The following is a 20,470-nucleotide window of genomic DNA, read 5'->3' on the forward strand; positions in this document are numbered from 1 at the left end:
TAGCTATTTCTTCAAAAATTGTTTCCTGAAATTCAAACTTCCATCCTTAGCATTCAATTGCAGAACATACATTCCGTTCGATAATTTACTGACATCAATTTGCTTTGAATGTAAATCTCCTTGGTTGATGAGAACACCTTGCATGGAGTAGATTTTATAGTCAATATTTTTCTGGTCGGTTTCTATATTTAGGAATGAATTGGTAGGATTTGGATAGATATTCACTTCAGGGATTTCATTTTCGTTAAGTCCAACATATCCTACTGTGATGCTTTTACAAAATTCATCATTCGAAATATTCAAATCTGTTGTGTAATTAGGGTGGCTAGTGAAAACGCAAATGTCCTGAGTAATTGCACCACTTGGAGACGAACCCAATGCACTGTGCATATTACCTAATGTTATCCACATAGAATCGTTTGGTGCAAGGTTTAAGTTTGAGAAATGATTAGAATAAGTGTGGTCACCACATGTAGCATGTTCCATGAAATGATTTATCCTGCACTCATTGAGTATATTGTTTCCATAGTTTTTTATCAAGACATCAGCACTTACGTAAACAGTATATACATTAGGTGTTGAAAGAAAGGGGATTGCAGCGACACTGGTTTCCTGAATATCAATAATTCCAATATCAGTTGAATTTACACTTACATTCTGCACTGAATTTCTTGAAAAGTCTAAATGGCGAATTGACGTGTATTTAGTTAATGAAAAATTGATTGTAGTTGTAAAATGCAAATCATTAAAATCCTTTGGTGTATTTTTTTCTTGGGTAATCGGAATATTAAGAATATTAGTAATGGTAAATTGACGATTCAGAGTTAGTATTTTTTGTTCTGTTGCGCTATGACTAATAAATTCTATCTTATTTTTATAGACTTTAAGATTGGAATAGTCTGAATGACCAGGAATATTTGTGGATTCTATTCCTGCTAAGCTGCTATCAAAACTAAAGATGCTGTCATTGGTTAAAATGAAAATCGTGTCGTCATAAACTTTTATATTTTGAATCTCTGAACTGAAATCAAGTGTTCCCGATAAACTGCCGTTATTATCAAATTTGAAAATTGAATCTTGTTTATAAGCGATTTTTTCTAAATTTTGAAGTTCAACAATGCCTTTTAATTCTTTTTGATTGATGAATAGACTGTCAATTAATACACCTCCAGAGTTTAATGTGTATATTTTAGATTCGGTTGGGGTGCTATAATTTACTAAAAAATCATTGTTGATATTAAGTGATATTCCACTTAAAATTATTTCACCGCATTCTTCTTCAGTCCAATTTTTTGACCACTCAATATTACCATTTGAGTCATATTTTTGAATAAATGAAAAGCATTCATGACCCGCATCACATGTTGGCATACCTAATCCAATTAGATATACTCCTCCATTTTCTGATGGTGTTAGTTCTTGAATAGTTAATCTCTCAGCAAATTGTGGTGAAATCGTTTTACTCCAAATTACATTGCTTAGCGTATCAACTTTTACCAGTTTTGAGGTAGAAAAATAACTTGAAGCTATATCCTCATAGTTAATAAAATAGGAAAACTCATCAACTGTAATTGCACCATGTGAACTCTGCCAATATTCATCATTAAAACCAATTTCTCCATTTAATCCTTGAGAAAAACTTGAAAATGAAATAAGAAAAGCGGTAATTAGGGTAATTTTTTTCATAGTATTTGAAGTTCTGTTTTAACTGAACTAAGTTAAGATGAAAATTTTGAAAAGCATAATATTTACTAAGTTTTAGATATTCGTTGAATTACAAAGCAAGTTTTAGAATCTTTATTCATTTGATAATGAATATTATTAATAGCTATAAATGAACTAATCTATTTCTTTTTTCTGTTCTCTTTCTTTCCTTTTCAATCTTCTTTTCACGTTCCTCCTTATAATAATCTTTCACTTTGTTCTTGTTTTCTGCATCCATAACTTGCCACAGGTAAGAATTGTGATTATGAATATAAAGTAAAACCACATTCTCATTAGAATCCTCGATGTATTTTCTAACTGTTTTGATCAGTTTTTTTGAAGGTTTGATGTAAAAGTCATTCCATAAAATAACGCCGTAATAATCTGCTTCTGGTAAATCTTCTAGGGAGAATTGTTTTTTATTTAGAGTTGTTGAATTGGAGAGGAATAAATCGATTCCAAAATTATGTACGTTTAAACTTTTGATGTTGGTTTGTGCGGGAAAAGTATCAAAGCAGCCATCAACATTCCAACTCATTGGGATTGGTGGGTCAACATAACAATTTACCATTTTAAAAATTTCAGTTCCTTGCTTGTCAAATAATCTAAATTGCACTGGCTGCCCATCATCTTTAAGAACATTTCTTGCTTTAAAGTACTCAGTAGAATCTCCATCTTTAATGTCTAAATTTGCAAATATGTTTTTATAAGTTGCTCTTAATTCACTGTAGAAACCAACAGTGTCCATCACTAAATTGAATTCACTAGGAATTTTATATTTTTTGGCGTCCTTCGCAATTCTTTCATCCGTCTTCCAATTTGGAGAGATGTCAACTCCTAAAAGTACTCTGTAAACTGTTCCGCAACCAGCGAACAAAGTCAAAGTTGCAATAAGAAGTAAGATTCGGTTTGTGTTTTTCATGATTTTTTACAAGGCTTTAAATTAATTTTAGTTTTCAATAATTGAGGTCTATATTGTTTTGTTTGAAAGTAAGAATTTTTCTCCAATCTTAAATCAAACACTGGTAGAATTATTTAGGAATCGGACAGGGGGGACTGCTCAATTTGTAACATCTCGATAATGGACAATGTGACACATTTTCTAAAGAAAGGGAAGCAAACTAGTTTGGAGAGTTTTTCTTCGCGTATTCCGTAAGTTTACTATTCCAGCAATCTATTGGTTTACCAGAATGCCTATTTTCCAACTAATCCCTCACTTATTGAAAGTGAGAATTATCCTAAAATGATTTTAACCACTTGGTTAACTTCACTTCGGTGAGTCCACGGTATCATATTGAGCTAGCAAGTTCGGTTTGTTGAAATATTCTACTTATAAAGTATCCAATAAGCAATTTATATTTTTACTCCTTTAAGTTTATTTTTCTGGCTAAATACTGATGTTAAAGTAGTTATGTTTTAAATCTTGTTAGCTCAGTTTTTTTGAAGGATTAAGTAGTAAATAGACAAGAATAATCTATTATATTGCAGGCTTTTAAACAATTTATGAAAACTAATCAAATGAATATTACAACAATTTTTAAACAAAGTTTATTCCTATTAGGAATGGCAGTATGCTCAAATATTTCATATGCACAGGATGCAACTATTGATGGAATTAAAATTTTCGAAGGAGTAGGAGAAGTAGAAAATGTCGGATACTATAATGTATATCAAGAAGATGGTGAAAAAGGGAAGTTTAGAGATTACACAATAAATTTCTTGGATTATGAATACAACACCATAGGTAAAGAGAAGATTCAACTTTCTAAAAGAGCAGGTGTAATTCATTCTGAGAGTAATGACTCACATTTGGCCATTACTTTTGGAGATTTAAAAGAAAAGAGTCATCTAGCGTATAGTTTTGATAAAAATGGATCTATTGCAGGAAAAATAGAATTAACACCAGGAAAGTTTTTTGATTCAAAAATTTACAAGTCATCCAACGGATTTGTTATTTCAAACACAATAAGGGAAAAATTGATGTCTGCTAAATCAACCATCGAAATCATCAAGGTTAATAATGAGATGAATGAAATATGGACAAAAACATTGGAAGAAGGTAAGGCTATATCCATAACTGATATACTTTCTACTGAGAATGGTGTTGCTGTAGTTTATACTTCTGGAAAAGGAATGAAAAAAGAAAGTTACAATCAAAACTTAATGCGTTTAGATAATTATGGAGAAGTTGTTTTTGATGAGGCTTTCGCAAATAATTACTACTATTACCCTAATAAAATATTACTAGAGGATAAAAACACTTATGTTTTTGGGTCGTACCCTGAGGAAGGTAAGTCAAGGCCAGTAGGTGTTTTCGGAATTGGTTTTTCTCCTGAAGGTGATGTTATTCTAAAAGAAGAGGTAAGTTTTGAAATGGATATTCTTCCAGCTTCAAAAGGTATAATGACAGAAGAGCAATTGAATGTTAAGGATGCACCTCAATTTGTTGTGAATGATGCCATTAAAACAGACGAAGGTTTTTATTTAATTACAGAAACTATTCGATTACGTCCAGCAATAGGAGGTTCTGTGAATGTTGGTACTGGAGGAAGCGGAGGTTCATTATCTATGAATACAGCTTTTATTATGGGGGATTTCATAATTTTAAAATTCAATAAAGAATTAGGTTTAGACCAGGTTAAATTTGTAACCAAAGAGGAAAACAAAATTGTTGTTCAAGGAGCAGTGTTTAATGTTAATGTGTACGCACACATGTTTACTAGTCAAAACATGAGTAATTACCAGTTCTGTGTAGAAAATAGTGAAGGGAATCCAGCTATGGTTTATACAATTATTGAAGGTTACAGAAATAAGGTAAGGGTTGGAATAGCTGATATCACTACTGAAGAAATGGTTACAAAATCAGAACCTATTGAATCAGAAATGGGCAAGATTAAGAATGTTGAGGCCTACAAAGTGTTAAAAAATGAAGTAGGTAGATTATCAGTTTTTCTTTATAAAAGTAAATTAATTTCTTACTATAACTTAAATTACTAGGGAGTTTATTTAGTTCACAAACTAATTCTTTTTAAATAGAAAAGTGCCTAAGGAAAATATTTCTTTAGGCACTTTTTTTATTATTTAGCTCTTGGAATATCCGCTATTGCAATCCAGGAATTTCAACTACTTCTTCAGTGTCTTTGGTATAATCTATTTCATCAAAATTAAATCCGAACAAATGGAAAAACTCATTTCGGTAGCCTTCTAAGTCACTTATTTCCATTACATTTTCAGTTGTTACTTTCTGCCAAAGCTCTGAGACCTTTGCTTGAATATCATCACGCATTTCTAAATCGTCAATACGAATTCTTCCTTTTTCGTCTACAGGAACTTCATCAAGGAATAATCTTTCAGTAAATAAACGTTGAATTTGCTCAATACACCCTTCATGAACGTTATGGTCCTTCATTACTCTATAAAGAATTGACATATACAAAGGAATTACAGGAATAGCAGAGCTAGACTGTGTTACTAAAGCTTTGTTAACTGAAATATAAGCCTTACCATTAATGTCTTTTAATTTATCTGAAATTGTGGATGATGTGGCTTCTAAATGATCTTTTGCTTTTCCAATTGTTCCGCCTCTATAAACTGCATCGGTTAAGTCTGGACCAATGTATGAATAGGCCACAGTTTTAAAATCATCAGAAAGTAGATTTTCTTTTTTCAAAGCATCAATCCACATTTCCCAATCTTCACCACCCATTACAGCAACTGTGTTCTGGATTTCTTCGTCGTTACAAGGTTCTATGCTCACTTCTGTAACCACACCAGTATGGAAATCGACAGTTTTGTTCGTAAAAGTTTCACCAATTGGTTTTAAAACAGATTTATAACGAACTCCTGTATCAGGATGAGTTCTTACAGGTGATGCAACACTATAGATGACCAAATCTATTTGACCTAAGTCCTTTTTGATTAATTCAATTGTTTGATCTTTAATTTCGTTTGAGAAAGCATCACCATTTATACTTTTTGCATAGAGTCCTGCTTCGTGAGCAGCTTTTTCAAATGCAGCAGTATTGTACCATCCTGTTGAAGCAGTTCTTCCTTCAGATGGTGGTTTTTCAAAATAAACTCCAATTGTTGAAGCATCCGATCCAAAAGCGCTTGTGATTCTTGAAGCTAAACCAAACCCCGTAGAAGATCCAATTACTAAAACTTTGGTAGGACCATCTATTTTCCCTTTCGATTTAATGTATTCAATTTGATTTAATACATTTTGCTCACATCCATCAGGGTGAGCTGTTGTACAAATAAATCCACGAGTTCTCGGTTCAATTATCATAACTATTATCTTTTTAAATGTTTTTTCAATGTTACTGATTCAAGGAGCGACACCTTGATGAGGCTACTAATTTAGTAATTAATAAATTAAGCGAAACTTATGAATTGAAAAATAGTGGGATTAATAAATAACCAAAAAGTTCTTTCCATTTCTAGATTTCTAGATTTCTACTTTTCCAATTCTTTAAAGAACCCCATTTTGATATATTCCTTATCTCTTTGGTTAATTTCCTTTCCTTTGAATTCGGAATATGTTTCATAAGCATCATCAACTTCATTTAGTCCGATTTCATAACAAGCACGTCCCCATTTATAAAGAGCTATACCTTGGTTAGTGGTGAAAACGCCCTGCTTTATTTGAACAGCGTCATATTCTTTACCTTTTATCTCTGTAAAAAAGTCTAAATCACCACCCTCTTTAGAAGCAGATACAATATAGCTTTTAATTTGACTGTTAGAAGCCAAGAAAATATCAGATGGTTTCTTTTTGTCTAATTTCTCGTTTTTTATTAAATTCAGTACAGCTTTTTCTATTTCTTTATTTGAGATTATCTCCAACTCTTTTTCGTTGAATAGCAATTTGTTATTTTTAATTGTTGAAGTAGAATCGTATTTGTTATCGATTATTTCATTTGCCCTATATTCAGTAATATCACCTTCTAAATTACATGGATAAACTGATTGCTTATTGGTTTTCATTTCCATAACCATAAAATTCCTTTCAGGAGAATGCTGTAAAACAATCATTACTACCATATGACTTTCTTTAGTCAAAATAAAGAATTCAGAAGGTAGATTTGTAGCCGCAAGTTCAATTTGATTTAGTGAAGGATTCTCATCAACAAATACTGAAGAAAGTTTGTTTTCGATATTGTTTTTAAGTGTGTAATAATTTCCAATCAAAAGTGAATTTCCAACTGAAATTTCATTTTTAGAAACAGAATTGAAAATTGGATTTCCGTTTTTATCGGTTTGGCCTAAGGCGTTAGTAAATAGAATGATTGTGAAGAGAAGTGCAATGATTTTTTTCATAGGATCTTTATTGTGTTTTTGGCTTTAAAAAACCTAAAGATATTAATTTTTCAATGATTGTGGAAACCGTATTGACCAGGTATGTTTTTTTAGAGAACTGGTAGTTCCATTCCTTTCAGCTTGTGATTTACTGAATGAGATAATAGGTTATTCGTTCTTCTTTAGAAATTCGACATTTAAATTTGTTACAACTTCACTACTTTCATAGTCTTAAAATCTTCACCTTTCCAAACATTTAAAAAGTACAGTCCTTTTGAAAGCACTTTTAGTTCAATTTTTGTTTCTTTTTGAAGGTTTTCATGACTTAATACAACTTTCCCCAAATGATTAGTAAGTGTAAATCTAGAATTTTGTTTGAGTGAGAAATCAGTTAATTCTAAAGTTAGAATATCGTATGTAGGATTAGGATAAACTTTCAAATTGATTTCTTCTTTTGAAATTTCATCGATTGAAAGTGCATTCACGTATTTCCAAGTTTCTTTTAATCGCGTATTTGAGGGATCTATTCCAGCCGTATAATAAACATTTGTTCCATTATTGAAACTCATTCCACCTTTTCTTCCTATGGCTGGTAACTCTGTCAATTCTTCCCATGAAGATAGATCAGTGTTAAATCTCCAGATATCGAATGCGTATTGACTTTGACCATCAATTCCACATACAACAATTAATTTGTTCGATAAGCTGTTTAATGAAGAATGCGTTCTTCCATTCACAGGAAAAAATGGAAGTTCCAACCAAGAATCTGTTGTTGGATTGTATTCATAAAATTCTTTGAAAAAATGATCATTCTCGTCACTTCCAAAAATCAAATATCCTCTGTTGTGTGTTGCAGCACCTGAACCACGATAACGTGGACCAAAAGGGAAGTCGTTTTTCTGATGCCAAGCATCGTTATTTATATCATAGGCCCAAACTTCAGCAATTGCAGGGTCTGTAGAAGTTCGTCCGCCAATTATATAAGCAATGCCATCAATCACGAAAGAAATACAACCTCTTCTTCCAACGGAAGGTAAACTTGTTTTTTCTGTCCAGTTATTTTGAGTAGGGTCATACATCCAAACGTCATTGTAATAGTTACTACCATTCAATCCACCAAATATAAATCCATGATTTCCATGTGAGAAACCTGAAGCGTATTGCCTTTCTTCTCCTGCCGGTAAAGCTTCAATTGTAGACCACGTATCAGAAATCATATCAAAAGCGTAAAAATCTCTAGTGGCTGACCAGCCTACTTTATAACCAGTTCCACAATACGCTATGTTTCCGATAGTAAAAGTTGTTCCGTCGTCTCTTTCTGTAGCTGGAAAATCATCAATTTGAATCCAAGACTGAGCATTAGTATTCAATAGAATGAAGAATGAACAGAAAGTAAGGAGGAGTTTTCCTTTTAAAAATTGAGTGAAAGTCGGTATTAAATGTAGTGATATATTCAAATTACGTCAATTTATTAAAAACCATGACGTTCTCGTTCAATGATTTAAGTTAAAACGAATATAAAACAATTTTATTTTATAACAGTCTAAATTTTAAGTTGTTGAATTTCAGTAGGTTGAATATTTTTTTTAAATAAATCTACTTTTTAAAAATCCAAAACACAATCCAGTGCGTATGTCTCGGCAACAAATAGAATTTAAATAATAAACTAAAAAAGTAAACATGAAAAAGTCAATGAAAACAATCGGATTAATCGTAGGATCAGTATTCTTAATGGGAACAGCATCTTTCGCTCAAGAAACAGTTAATGTAGGAGGAGAGCAAATGTTTCCTAAGAAAAACATTGTAGAAAATGCAGTTAATTCTAAAGACCATACGACTTTAGTAGCAGCAGTAAAAGCAGCTGATTTAGTAGCAACTTTAAAAACTGCAGGTCCTTTCACAGTTTTTGCACCGGTAAACGATGCTTTTGAAAATCTTCCAAATGGAACGGTTGAATCTCTTTTGAAGCCAGAAAACAAAAAGACTTTGGCTACAGTTTTAACTTACCACGTGGTAGCAGGAGCTCTAGACTTTGATGCAATTGCTGGATTAATCAAAAAAGGTAAAGGTTCAGCAAAAATGACAACAGTTTCTGGAGGTACATTGACTGCTCAAATGAATGGAAAGCACAACATCACTTTAAAAGATGAAAATGGTGGAGTAGCTAACATTACAACATACGATGTATACCAATCAAACGGAGTAATCCACGTAATTGACAAAGTAGTTTTACCAAAAATGTAAAACCTAAAATCTAAATTTGGAGTTGGTAAAAGTTACTGGCTCCTTTTAAATGTTTAATTAAAAATATAATATGATGAAAAATTTACAAAAGATAGCAATAGCTGCCATTCTTACAGTTTCAACTTCAGCAATGAGTTTTGCAGCCCATTTGGGTGACCAGCTAACTTTCTCTGCTAGAATGAACGGAGCTCAAGAGGTGCCAGCTGTTACAACAACAGGACAAGGAGTTGCAACGATGGTTTTAAACGGAACAAGAGATACTTTATGTGTTTCTATTTATACTGCAGGAGTTCCAGAAACAATTATGGGTCTGCATTTACACAGTGGTGTAGCAGGAACAAATGGAGGAGTTGTAGTTGATTTAACTCCATATATAATCGATGGAAATGTAAAAGCTGTTCTTACAGGTTCTGCTTTAACATCTTCTTTGATTTCAGATATGATTACTGGTGGAATTTATGTGAATGCACATACAGCTAGTAATATGGATGGAGAAATTAGAGGTCAAGTTAAATTGGAAACTGATTTCCCATACCGCGCTACATTAGACGGTAGTCAAGAGGTGCCAATGGTTTCTACTATGGCAACTGGATTAGGAGTTTTTAATCTTTCTTTAGATAAGAAAAAACTAATGTACTGGGTTTCTGCTGATGGTTTAAGTGGTCCAATAATGGGAGCACATTTACACATGGCTGCAGCCGGAGCAAACGGAGCAGTAGTTGTTGATTTAACACCAACTATCATGGGGAATGCAATCGTAGGAGTTGCAGATGTTTCAGGAGTTGCTGGTTTTGCCAACGACTTAGAAGCTGGTGATATTTATATTAATGTGCACACAGCTGCCAATATGGATGGTGAAATTAGAGGTCAATTGACTTATGACAACCAAGTTGCTTTTGATGGTGTTCTTTCAGGTGATCAAGAAGTTCCAGCTGTTTCTACAATGGCAACAGGAGTTGTTAAAGTATCATTAAGTAGTGATTTCTCAACAATTAATTATTCAGCGCAAGTTGAGGGATTATCTGGTGCAATCATGGGAGCTCACTTTCACAATGAAGCAGCAGGAGCAAACGGTCCAGTTGTAGTAGATTTAACAGGAGATGTTAATGGAAACATTATTTCAGGAACTATTACAGGAGCTGCTGTAACGCAAGATTTAATAAGAGAATTTTTAGAAGGTAATATCTACTTAAATGTTCACACTGCAGCAAATATGGGCGGTGAAATAAGAGCACAAATTAGTAGAGTTGCTCGTGAAGGTTATTCAGTAAACCTAAGTGGTGACCAAGAGGTGCCAAGTGTTTCAACAATGGCAAATGGTGGTGGAATTATCACTATTTCGAGAGAAAGAAACAATGCGCACGTAATGATAGTTGTAAAAGAACTTTCTGGAACAATTGATGCTGCACATATTCACAATGCAGTTGCAGGAATGAATGGTGGAGTTGAGTTTAACTTATCTTCTTGGTTCTCAATGACTGAAAATTATGACGGAGCTTTTGGTTACCTAACATCTGACAGTCCAATGCCAATGAACGCAGCAGCTGAAACAAAATTCAGAAATAATGAAATGTATGTTAACATTCATACAGCTGCAAATCCTGATGGAGAAGTTCGTGGTCAAGTATTGAGAGGTTCAGAATGTTCACAGGAGTTTTTAGGTCTTTCAGACAATGAATTAGAAGAAAACAATTTGACTGCATACCCGAATCCAACTACGGATAAAATTACATTGTCTTTTGAAAAATTCAATGGTGAAATGAATGTTCAAGTTGTGGATATCTATGGGAAAACAGTTCAAACAAAATCTATCAAATCAAACAATACAACGATTGATATGTCTGGATTGCCAAGTGGTGTTTACATGATAAAAGCTGAGAGTCAAATTACAAGAGTAATTAAGAAATAAAATTACCTCTGCCTAAATCTTTTTGGTTCAAGCCCTGTCTAAAACAGAAATGTTTTGGGCAGGGTTTTTAGTTATTATTATTGAAAGTGTATGTAATTCCAAGAGCAGCATAGTGAAAAAGAGAGAAATTATAAACTTCATCGTTATCTGCGCCACCTTCTAAAATTCTGTAACCTAATCTAAAATCAAAATTATCATTGAATTTATATGTTGCAGCAAGTTGAATATCCTCAGCTCTTCCTTGTGGAGCGGCTAATGCATCACCTTCAAAAACAAGACCTAATTTTTCGTTGTGTTTATAGAATAATCTGAAATTGATAATAGGTACAAATCCAACATTCGTTTTAACAGTGTTAAGGTTTGGCGAACTGATTGCTATGCTCGCATCTCTAATTTTCGCAGTAAAACCCAATCCAAATTCTAATTTTGGTCTGTCTACAATTTTATATCGATAGGTTAATCGGTATGAATTGAATTTATAAGTGCTGTTAAGTGTAGTATTGGCCATAAATGTTTCGCCATTATAGACTACATCTTCACCCACCGTTCCTGCTCCAATTGTTTTTAAGGGAGCATACAAAAGTGAGAATGTATGGCGAGATTTTAAAGTGTAATTGGCTCTTATTCTTATAAAGGCGGTTGTCTCTGATTGAACCTCGTCTTTTAATGAGAATAATGTTCCTTGATCTCCTGAAATTCGCACATCATTATATCCCGTAAAAAGTGCCCCTGTTTCAACATCGATAAAAGCTTGAGCATTAACTATTTTACCTACAAATACCGAAGTTAGAAGCATGCAAAATGTAAAAAAAAATGATTTCATATTTCTAATTTTAATTTTTAGATTTCTCATGAATTGTTTGTACTAAACCACTAAAAAGATAAAATTGTTTTCTTAATAGTCATAAAATATCAGCTAAGTTATTTTTACTCTAAATTTTTCATAAAAGAAAACACTCATTGAACCATTTTGAGTATTTTTCCCTTAAAACTAAAATTTATGGGACTTCTTCCTGATCAATACGATAAATACGTACGCTTTTTTAAATTTATGATGAAATACTGGAACAGTGATGTATTCAGTATGCCTGATGGTAGCATTCCTGAATCAAATCAAGATGAAGCGAGCAATGAGTTTGATCATACACCAGAAGAATTAACTGAAGATTTAAAGAAAATGGGACCAACTTATGTGAAGTTGGGTCAACTGCTTTCTACGCGTCCAGATTTACTTCCACCGAGCTTTATGGATGCTTTAGCAACTTTACAAGATGATGTTGAAGAGGTAGAATATGAAGTTATCGAAGCAATATTTAAGGAGGAAGTAGGGGAGCGCATCTCAAAAGCATTCAAATTCTTCGATAAAAAACCGTTGGCCAGTGCTTCAATAGGTCAAGTGCACAAGGCAATTATGCACTCCGGGCAAGAGGTAGCGGTCAAAATCCAACGTCCGGGAATTCGCAAGCGTTTTATCGAGGATTTGGATACTTTAATGGATATCTCTCAAAGAGCCGAGAATATTAGTGAAGTTGCTCGAAATTTTGGCGTGCATAATGTGATTGAAGAGTTGCGCTATATTTTACTGAAAGAGTTGGATTATACTTTAGAAGCACAAAACCTGCTTACTTTAAAAGAAAATTTAAAAGATTTCAATCAATTGTTTATTCCAGCACCAATTCTAGATTATTGTTCTTCTAGGGTATTGACCATGGAATTTATTGAGGGAAGAAAGATTACAAAAGTTTCTCCTTTGAAATTGATGGATCTGGATTTAGAGCATTTAGTCGATGATTTAATTAAAGGTTATTTGAAACAAATAATTATTGATGGATTTGCCCACGCCGATCCTCATCCAGGTAATGTATACTTAACGCGTGACAATAAAATTGCTTTGATGGATGCCGGAATGGTAGCCAAATTCAGCAATGAAATGCAAGATACTGTACTGAAATTAATAATAGGATTAAGCAATTATGATAGTTCCCGTGTTTCAGAACTTTTGCTTTCTATAAGTCATTACGATCCAGATAAAGTTGATTTAGTTTTATTTAAAAAGAATATAGAACGTAAAATTCAAGAAAGCGAAAATCAAAAAGCCAAAGATTTACAGACTGGTCGAACATTGATTGAAATTAATCAAATGGCGGCAAAACAAAATATCCAAATTCCAGTTGATTTGAATGTTTTGGGTAAGATTCTATTAAACATGGATCAAATTGTTGCGCATCTCACACCAGATTACAATATGCAGGAAACGATGAAAAGTTATGTGCATAAATTGATGCAGAAGAAATTGAAAGAGGACATGAAGCCTGCCAATTTCATGGAAATGTTTTTGGAATTGAAAGATTTGGCTTCGAGTTTACCTTTTAGAATCAATAAGTTCTCTGAAAACCTCGCCAATAATAAAATTCGAGTAAAAGTTGACACAATAGATGAAGACCGTTTTACAGGAGCTTTTCAAAAAGTAGCCAATAGAATTACAGCAGGATTAATCATCGCCGCTTTAATTATTGGAGCAGCCATGTTGGTTCAAATTCCGAGTACTTGGAATGTATTCGGATATCCAGCTTTTGCATTTGTATTGTTTTTAATTGCGGCTTTTATTGGACTGTATTTATTGTATCAAATATTGTTTAAGGATGAAAGTAAAGGAAAATAGGAGAGACAATAATTACTTAAAATTCAAACATAACCCTATACTATGAAAATAGACTGATTTTAAGGATGGATTTTGATTTACGCTAATTAGACCATAAGAATACTTCAGTTCCGGGGCGAAAATAAAATAGCTGAAAGTGTTTTCAAGCCCTAATCCAATGTCAATTGCAAAATTATAACCAGACTGATACGCTGTATTTAGTTCTGGTTTATTTTGAAGTGGAATATTTAAATTTGGTCCGATAAATAGATAAGGTTCCGCTTTTTTACGTGAAATTTTATACTTGAAATGAGTCATGAAATTCAAGGTGATAGGGAGTAGATCATATTCATATCGACTTCCGTCACCATTTATAATTTCTATGTAACTATTATTAAAAGCCAATTCAGCTTTTGGTGAAAAAATAAAATTCTTACTGATCGCGTAATCCATAAGAATTCCCATATTCAAACCAAATCCATTAGAAACTTCATAGTTGGATGGATGTACAGTTTCAGGTTGCAACATGGAATAATTGGTTCCGATATTAAATCCGAAATTTAGCTTTCGATCTGTGATTGAATTATCGGATTGGGAAAACAAGAAGGTCGTAGAAAACAATAACAAGGTAATTAAAGCAGTGTTTTTCATAATAATTAATTGAATTGGTAAGGTAGTTTTATGTCATAAGTTTTCTTTTTTGATATAACGTCTGCATTTTTACTTTATTGTTATGTGAGTGGAATAGGCCAAATGTAAATGTCACCGTTGCTGGGATTTTATTTTGCAACTTTATTCTTGTTCTCTCCCATTATTAGCGACTTCTAGCACGCTCCATTTTCAAAAAAATATAAAGCGCGACCAAAAAATGACAGATTTCCTAAAACTCAGTTGTTTTGGATTTCCTGTTGAGGCATTTAAATTTTTAGTTCTCCAATAAAATTAAACTTCCAATTTACAAAGCAAGCCTGATAATCGCCGTATAAATAATTTGGGGGTAAAGAAGACGATAGGCACTTTTAAGAATATTAAACCTGAAAGGCTAAAATTATTATAAAAGTACATGAGCATGGTACAAAAACCTCGAAGAGGTGATATTATTTGTGTCTAAATTTTAATGGCATCCCTACGGGATTTGTAGTACATTGTGGTTGGATTCTTAAATAGATTTAAACAAAATTGCTAATTACGATAAAAATCGATAACCATTATCCTTAATAAAGATATCAATTCCTTTAAAATTGAACTACAACACTTCCTGTTTTATTACCAGTTTCAACATATTCATAAGCTTTAGTTATTTCATCAATTGAAAAGGTTTTATCTATAATAGATTTGAATTTCCCCTGATCTACCATGTCGCTCATAAATTGTAAAGATGTTTTAATGTCACTGGGAATAGGGAAAATAACCTTTTTATTACTTTTAAGCTGAGTTGACATGGCTAAGAATACGTTTTCAGCATTTTTCCCAAGTTCTGAAGAAATGTAAATTCCATTATCTTTTAGTAAGTGTTTACATTCTGAAAATCTGCTTTTTCCGACAGCATCAAAAATAAAGTCATAAGTAGATTCAGGTTCAGCTTCCGTAAATTTTTCGACTTCATAATTAATGATTTTATCTGCTGCTAAGGATTGAATTAAATCTATGTTCTTCGTATTACAAACCGCCGTCACTTCCTTCGCTTGGTACTTTAATATTTGCAATAATGAAGAGCCAATTGCACCTGTTGCTCCATTGAGTAAGATTTTAGAATTAGGTTTTACTTCAACTTTATTCACGAAATTCAAAGCATAATGGGCACCTTCGGCAGCACATACAATTGATGCATAATCTGTGTTTGGAGGTATTTTTATGACTTCTTTATTTGCATCGATTGTGAGATATTCCGCATGAGAATTGAGTCCTTGGTCATTAAACCCCCAAACCTTATCGTTTACCTTAAAATTTGACACTTTATTGCCAATTGCAACAACTTGACCTGCGAAATCTGTTCCCATTATTTTTCTCTTCGGACTAAATAAACCGGTAGCCACTCTGGTCAAAAGTGGTTTCCCTCGTAAAGAGGCACAATCCGTTCTATTCACTGTGCTTGCAAAAACTTTAACCAAAATTTCCTCCTCTTTTGGAATTGGTTTTTCAACTTTTTCTATTCTTAAGACTTTCGGAGAACCATATTTTTTTCGTGTTAATGCTTTCATTGTTATATAAGTTTTGTTTTAGTTCGATCCAAGCTCTTTTAAATTTTTAATCCATACCTAATTTAAAAGCACTTTCGAAAGTTGAAATATCATTGAAATCAAACTTGATTTGTTTGGTATGTGCTAATGTTGAATCCAGTTCATTTATTTTTCTGACACCAGAAAATAATTCCAGGTTGTGGTTCAGTTTTTTTTAAGATGCTAAAGATCCAATTCCAACATTCCCAGTAGCACCAGTGATTAATACTTTTGTCATTCGTTTTAAGTTTTATTCAAATGATTGGCCAGCGCAAATCCCATACTAAAACTTCCTTGCAATAAATAGCCGCCAGTAGGAGCGTACCAATCTAACATTTCACCAATTACAAAAGTATTTGGGTGTTTTTTAAGTTGAAAATTCTGATCAACTTCATTTAAATCAATTCCCCCCAAAGTTGAAATCGCTTTGTCTATTTCATCCGCAGATTTTAATATAATGGGAACAGCTTTTATGATTTCACAAAGTAAATCAGGGTTTGAGAAGCTTTCTTTGCTCGAAAATTGTTTCAAAATTCCAATGGCTGTACGGTCGAGTTTTAAATCTTTATTTAGAATATCTGTCGTCTTAGATTTTTTCGAATTCTTGTACTTCGACTTTATTTGACCAATTGATAAAGTTGGTTTTAAATCCAAATATATTGTCGCGCTTTCCTCTAAAAGCAATTTATCTTGAATTTTCTCACTCAAGGCATAAATTGCATTTCCTTCCAAGCCAAATTCGGAAATAACCAACTCACCATTAGCGAAATGATTCTCATATTCTAAAGCAATGTTTTTCAAAGGTTTTCCTTCATGGGTTGAAATGAAATTCTTATCCCAATCGACTTCAAATGCACAATTTGCAGCTCTAAAAGGATTGACTTTTATTTCTCGTTCTTCAAATAAATCTTTCCAATTACCATCAGATCCAGTGACTTTCCAACTTGCTCCTCCAAGTGCGAAAACTGTAATGTCTGAATTTATAACCTCATCATTCTCAAAACATAAATCACCTTTTTCATTCCAACCTTTCCATTCAGTCGAAAACTTGAACTCTATTCCTTTAGCTGAAATATGTTCTACAATTTTGTTGAGTACTTCGATAGGTTTAATGCCAATCTCAGGAAAAACACGACTGCTTGACCCTATAAATGTTGGAATTTTGATGTTATTTAGCCATTTCATTAAGTCCTCGTTGCTAAATTCACGCAAACAAGAATCCATAAATTCACTTGGCGAATATTGATTAATGAGTTCTTCAATTGAAGAATTGAAAGTTAAATTCAATCCTCCTTCACCAGCCACCAAAAATTTCCTACCAAAAGATTTTTTCTTTTCACAAATCGTGACTTTATATTTTGTGGTGTCAATTTCAGCGGCCAACATCAATGCAGCAGCGCCACCTCCTATGATTGTTAAAGTTTTCATTAATGAAATAATTGAATCAAAAGCTTATTCAAAATAAACTCCTTCTGTAGTAAATGAAAAGGATTTACTTCCTAATCCACCTATCATAACCGCTTGAAATAGAGGGTTTAGTTTCTGATTGCCATACCATTCAATTACGAAGTTTGCACCTGAACCTCCAGTGTCATCTTTTTCATCTACCACATATTCGATGGTTTCAAAAGTGTTGACGTAAATAGGGTTTTCTAGATATTTCTTGACTAATTTTCCTTCAGTATTGAAATAATCAATGCGCGTAATGAATAAAGTGTCGGTTTCGCTGGTGTTATGGATACTCAAAGTTGAGGTCAGCGAAGTTCTGTCGTTTCTTGTACTTTGGTAAATATTTGAATAAACTGGAACATATACTTTTTTTGTTTTAAAAATGCTATCGGTTGAATTTTCCAAGTTTTTCAGCGCGTGATCTTCAACAATAACTTGAGTTTCGCTATTTGGTACATGGTTTTCACAGCTGAAAATAGCGAAAAGCGGAAGAAAAAGTAAGCGTTTGAAATATTTCATATTTTGAAAAATATTGATTGTTTTATAATCCAAATATAGCAAAGAATGAAAACATTCGTTGTAGTTCGATTAAAACAAAGTCTTACTTCAAATGAAAATTACGACAGCGAACATTTAGTTATTTTGAAAAAGTGAAAAAGGAGTGGTTTGAGGTAGTTGATAAAAAAATCGGTAGAATGATTGAGAAAGAATGTATCTTTTGTCATCTTAGATTAGAACTTATGTTTTAAAATGTATTCAATAGTACTATTCAATATCAATTAATTCAAGAATTTTTTCCAGGCTGACTTGTCTTGGTGTTACCGTAACCATATTAGGTCCGGAATAATAACGCAATGAAAATTTTTGGGATTCCTTGATTTTCTCCATTATAGGCAAAGGAATGGCGTATTTTATTCTAACGATTTTTTTATTTTTTTATGTATAGCTCGTCACCACAGAAACATTGGATGAATCCGCAGTTAAAATATCCGATTTATTCTCCTTTGTTTCTCTAATGTTGTCCACCTCAAGTTCTTTAACCACCATTGGAAATGCAACTTCATCAATTATGATAAATACTTTCTCCTCTAACTTGTAGCTTGTCGCTGATAATTCGAGATAATCATAAGCTGTAAAAGTCGTTTTCCCTTCTGAATCGACTTCTTTAATGAGATCTTGCACCATATATTTTACTGCATTTCTATCACCTTTAGGAAAAACAAAATGCTTTAGTTCATATCGTTGCGTATTATAGACTACATCCTTCGTGATAAAAATCTCATTATAAATTTTTTCATTAAAGCAACTGTTGAGAGTGAAGGGAAGAATGAAAATCATTATAAAATATAGCAACGCTTTCTTATAAAGCGATTTTGTGAATTTTAGTTTGTTCATAGGATTTGGAAATTTATAGTGTAGCAGGTTAAAAGTAATAAACTTTTCGAAATAATATGATGAGGAGGCTTGAGGGGTTAAATAAATTATTTTATCCTTCAAAACTAACAATCACTTTCGATGTATCTTGATTCCAAAAACAAATAAAATGCAAGAATTCTATCAATACATCTTATTTGCATTCGCCGATTTTTCTGGAATCTGCTGAATAGAATCCCAATGTTCGCAAATCTTCCCATTTTCATCAAATCTAAAAAAGTCCATCGTAATGTATTGATCATTGTCTGGCCAAATTTGATACGTATGCAGTGCTACTAAATCTCCTTCTGAAATACACCTGACGAATTCAATAGATTTTTCTGGATATTCTACCTTCATTCTTTCGAAATAGGCAATAAATCCTTCTGTTCCATTGGCTACATCTGGATTGTGTTGAATGTATTCACTGCCAACATATTTCTTTACTGCCTCTCTTGGATTTCCTTCATACGCCATTTTGTAAAATGAAATAGCGTTTTCCTTGTTCTGTTTTATGTTCATTTTATTTCTGTATTAGAATAAGCGTTCAAAGGTTTGATTATTAAGTATATAAACACCATTAGCAATTGAAAATAGTAAGTTTCCGTCTCGATCAACGTAAATGTACCAAACCATTTTTGAGGCGATTTTATCATTAATGGTGTAATTTTTCATTGTTTTTCCATCGAATTTCCATGCTCCTGTATCTCTGTCGCCAAACCAAATGTCTCCATTTTTATCCTCTTGAATCGCAAACACGTGTTCAAGCGTTCCTTCGGGTGACAAGTCTCCGCTTTTTTTGCTATTTTCATGAATTAATCCTTGCTCTAGTGAAAAATTAGTGACAGAATCACCTGTTAAAAGTAAAACACCAATTCCATTATTTCCTATCCATGTCCTTTCTTGAGAATCAACAAATACACTGCGAATATGTAATTCTTCTCCTGGGTTAAGGTTTAATTTTTTATGATCAAAAATATGGAGTTCATTTCCATCAAATTTAAACAAGGCTGAATAAGTCGCTATCCAAACATTGTCATTTTTATCCGTAGTAATTCCCGTAACTTCCAGGGTATTGTATGGATTAACTTTCGTTGTTGTTGGAAAAGTTAAAAAATTAAGCTTTTGTCCATCAAATCGATTTACTCCTTCATTTCTTCCCGCAGTGAACCATAAATCACCATTTGAGTTTTTCCATTCTTCTATAGGATTCTCTGTTTTTGTATTGAAGTTTGTGATGTTTTTTCCATCATACATACTCACTCCTTTGGCTGTTCCAAACCAAATATTCCCCTTTTTATCTTCTTGAATAGTGCGTACTTGGTTGTCAATTAAGCCGTCTTCTTTGGAAAAATATTGAAAAGATTTTCCGTCAAATAGCGCTACACCTTCATTGTGACTACCTAACCAATAATTTCCTTTGCTATCGTGAAAAATGGACCGAATTTCTGATGTAAATTTTAAAGTGTCACTATTACTGTTAATTTCTAGTTGATTTTCCACCCTTTCATTTTCTGAAGTTTTATTTTCAACGCACGAAATGTTAAGTGAAAAAATGAGGGTAAGTGAGAGTACTTTTATTAATTGGATCAT

Annotated in this window: 17 protein-coding genes; 4 read left to right on the forward strand and 13 right to left on the reverse strand. The window is 32.8% G+C overall.

Annotation, left to right across the window (positions count from 1 at the left end; translation table 11 throughout):
• Positions 1-3: 3 nt before the first annotated feature.
• Positions 4-1,686 (reverse strand): T9SS type A sorting domain-containing protein, encoded by a 1,683-nt coding sequence (locus tag C6368_RS08245; protein ID WP_107038712.1) that lies wholly within the window; start codon positions 1,684-1,686, stop codon positions 4-6.
• A 142-nt stretch (positions 1,687-1,828) separates the two neighbouring features.
• A complete protein-coding gene (locus C6368_RS08250) occupies positions 1,829-2,626 on the reverse strand; it encodes a hypothetical protein (protein ID WP_107038713.1) in 798 nt (265 codons plus the stop codon).
• Between the two features lie 596 nt (positions 2,627-3,222).
• Between C6368_RS08250 and C6368_RS08255 the strand changes: the two genes are divergently transcribed.
• Positions 3,223-4,701 carry a DUF6770 family protein gene (locus C6368_RS08255; RefSeq protein WP_159038514.1) on the forward strand — a complete coding sequence of 493 codons (1,479 nt, stop codon included), beginning with the start codon at positions 3,223-3,225 and terminating at the stop codon, positions 4,699-4,701.
• A 103-nt stretch (positions 4,702-4,804) separates the two neighbouring features.
• Here C6368_RS08255 and fabV read toward each other — a convergent pair whose 3' ends face one another.
• The 3 genes from fabV to C6368_RS08270 all read right to left on the reverse strand — a co-directional run bounded on the left by fabV (position 4,805) and on the right by C6368_RS08270 (position 8,459).
• Complete coding sequence (fabV, locus tag C6368_RS08260) at positions 4,805-5,992, reverse strand: enoyl-ACP reductase FabV (protein ID WP_107038715.1); 1,188 nt, start codon at positions 5,990-5,992, stop codon at positions 4,805-4,807.
• Between the two features lie 167 nt (positions 5,993-6,159).
• Positions 6,160-7,023 (reverse strand): hypothetical protein, encoded by an 864-nt coding sequence (locus C6368_RS08265; protein WP_107038716.1) that lies wholly within the window; start codon positions 7,021-7,023, stop codon positions 6,160-6,162.
• 185 nt (positions 7,024-7,208) lie between these two features.
• Positions 7,209-8,459, reverse strand: a complete 1,251-nt coding sequence (locus C6368_RS08270) for a Kelch repeat-containing protein (RefSeq protein WP_159038515.1) — start codon at positions 8,457-8,459, stop codon at positions 7,209-7,211.
• A gap of 223 nt (positions 8,460-8,682) precedes the next feature.
• Here C6368_RS08270 and C6368_RS08275 point away from each other — a divergent pair, with 223 nt between their 5' ends.
• Both C6368_RS08275 and C6368_RS08280 read left to right on the forward strand, forming a co-directional pair.
• Complete coding sequence (locus C6368_RS08275; RefSeq protein WP_394336208.1) at positions 8,683-9,246, forward strand: fasciclin domain-containing protein; 564 nt, start codon at positions 8,683-8,685, stop codon at positions 9,244-9,246.
• A gap of 73 nt (positions 9,247-9,319) precedes the next feature.
• On the forward strand, positions 9,320-11,155 hold the full coding sequence (locus tag C6368_RS08280) for a CHRD domain-containing protein (protein ID WP_234369109.1): 1,836 nt from the start codon (positions 9,320-9,322) through the stop codon (positions 11,153-11,155).
• Positions 11,156-11,222: 67 nt separating this feature from the next.
• On the opposite strand, the gene C6368_RS08285 is transcribed toward C6368_RS08280, so the two are convergent.
• Positions 11,223-11,978, reverse strand: a complete 756-nt coding sequence (locus tag C6368_RS08285; protein WP_159038516.1) for a porin family protein — start codon at positions 11,976-11,978, stop codon at positions 11,223-11,225.
• Positions 11,979-12,155: 177 nt separating this feature from the next.
• Between C6368_RS08285 and C6368_RS08290 the strand changes: the two genes are divergently transcribed.
• Complete coding sequence (locus tag C6368_RS08290; protein WP_107038720.1) at positions 12,156-13,817, forward strand: ABC1 kinase family protein; 1,662 nt, start codon at positions 12,156-12,158, stop codon at positions 13,815-13,817.
• Positions 13,818-13,829: 12 nt separating this feature from the next.
• On the opposite strand, the gene C6368_RS08295 is transcribed toward C6368_RS08290, so the two are convergent.
• The 7 genes from C6368_RS08295 to C6368_RS08325 form a co-directional block, all read right to left on the reverse strand.
• Complete coding sequence (locus C6368_RS08295) at positions 13,830-14,447, reverse strand: outer membrane beta-barrel protein (RefSeq protein ID WP_107038721.1); 618 nt, start codon at positions 14,445-14,447, stop codon at positions 13,830-13,832.
• 584 nt (positions 14,448-15,031) lie between these two features.
• A complete protein-coding gene (locus C6368_RS08300) occupies positions 15,032-15,997 on the reverse strand; it encodes an NAD(P)-dependent alcohol dehydrogenase (protein WP_107038722.1) in 966 nt (321 codons plus the stop codon).
• 261 nt (positions 15,998-16,258) lie between these two features.
• Complete coding sequence (locus tag C6368_RS08305; protein WP_107038723.1) at positions 16,259-17,443, reverse strand: TIGR03862 family flavoprotein; 1,185 nt, start codon at positions 17,441-17,443, stop codon at positions 16,259-16,261.
• A gap of 24 nt (positions 17,444-17,467) precedes the next feature.
• On the reverse strand, positions 17,468-17,983 hold the full coding sequence (locus C6368_RS08310) for a DUF3124 domain-containing protein (RefSeq protein ID WP_159038517.1): 516 nt from the start codon (positions 17,981-17,983) through the stop codon (positions 17,468-17,470).
• Positions 17,984-18,400: 417 nt separating this feature from the next.
• Positions 18,401-18,859 (reverse strand): hypothetical protein, encoded by a 459-nt coding sequence (locus C6368_RS08315; protein ID WP_107038725.1) that lies wholly within the window; start codon positions 18,857-18,859, stop codon positions 18,401-18,403.
• A 162-nt stretch (positions 18,860-19,021) separates the two neighbouring features.
• Positions 19,022-19,399, reverse strand: a complete 378-nt coding sequence (locus tag C6368_RS08320) for a nuclear transport factor 2 family protein (protein WP_107038726.1) — start codon at positions 19,397-19,399, stop codon at positions 19,022-19,024.
• 12 nt (positions 19,400-19,411) lie between these two features.
• Positions 19,412-20,470, reverse strand: a complete 1,059-nt coding sequence (locus C6368_RS08325; protein WP_107038757.1) for a ligand-binding sensor domain-containing protein — start codon at positions 20,468-20,470, stop codon at positions 19,412-19,414.

The organism is Brumimicrobium mesophilum (assembly GCF_003025005.1).
Classification (GTDB): domain Bacteria; phylum Bacteroidota; class Bacteroidia; order Flavobacteriales_D; family Crocinitomicaceae; genus Brumimicrobium; species Brumimicrobium mesophilum.

What these genes read in the sequence shown, in the direction of transcription:
- C6368_RS08275 (WP_394336208.1), top strand. Translation starts at nt 8,683, where the DNA reads ATGAAAAAGTCAATGAAAACAATCGGATTAATCGTAGGATCAGTATTC.
- C6368_RS08290 (WP_107038720.1), top strand. Translation starts at nt 12,156, where the DNA reads ATGGGACTTCTTCCTGATCAATACGATAAATACGTACGCTTTTTTAAA.
- C6368_RS08310 (WP_159038517.1), bottom strand. Translation starts at nt 17,983, where the DNA reads ATGAAATATTTCAAACGCTTACTTTTTCTTCCGCTTTTCGCTATTTTC.
- C6368_RS08305 (WP_107038723.1), bottom strand. Translation starts at nt 17,443, where the DNA reads ATGAAAACTTTAACAATCATAGGAGGTGGCGCTGCTGCATTGATGTTG.
- C6368_RS08265 (WP_107038716.1), bottom strand. Translation starts at nt 7,023, where the DNA reads ATGAAAAAAATCATTGCACTTCTCTTCACAATCATTCTATTTACTAAC.
- C6368_RS08250 (WP_107038713.1), bottom strand. Translation starts at nt 2,626, where the DNA reads ATGAAAAACACAAACCGAATCTTACTTCTTATTGCAACTTTGACTTTG.
- C6368_RS08245 (WP_107038712.1), bottom strand. Translation starts at nt 1,686, where the DNA reads ATGAAAAAAATTACCCTAATTACCGCTTTTCTTATTTCATTTTCAAGT.
- C6368_RS08300 (WP_107038722.1), bottom strand. Translation starts at nt 15,997, where the DNA reads ATGAAAGCATTAACACGAAAAAAATATGGTTCTCCGAAAGTCTTAAGA.
- fabV (WP_107038715.1), bottom strand. Translation starts at nt 5,992, where the DNA reads ATGATAATTGAACCGAGAACTCGTGGATTTATTTGTACAACAGCTCAC.
- C6368_RS08255 (WP_159038514.1), top strand. Translation starts at nt 3,223, where the DNA reads ATGAATATTACAACAATTTTTAAACAAAGTTTATTCCTATTAGGAATG.
- C6368_RS08280 (WP_234369109.1), top strand. Translation starts at nt 9,320, where the DNA reads ATGAAAAATTTACAAAAGATAGCAATAGCTGCCATTCTTACAGTTTCA.
- C6368_RS08315 (WP_107038725.1), bottom strand. Translation starts at nt 18,859, where the DNA reads ATGAACAAACTAAAATTCACAAAATCGCTTTATAAGAAAGCGTTGCTA.
- C6368_RS08325 (WP_107038757.1), bottom strand. Translation starts at nt 20,470, where the DNA reads ATGATCCAATTAATAAAAGTACTCTCACTTACCCTCATTTTTTCACTT.
- C6368_RS08320 (WP_107038726.1), bottom strand. Translation starts at nt 19,399, where the DNA reads ATGAACATAAAACAGAACAAGGAAAACGCTATTTCATTTTACAAAATG.
- C6368_RS08285 (WP_159038516.1), bottom strand. Translation starts at nt 11,978, where the DNA reads ATGAAATCATTTTTTTTTACATTTTGCATGCTTCTAACTTCGGTATTT.
- C6368_RS08295 (WP_107038721.1), bottom strand. Translation starts at nt 14,447, where the DNA reads ATGAAAAACACTGCTTTAATTACCTTGTTATTGTTTTCTACGACCTTC.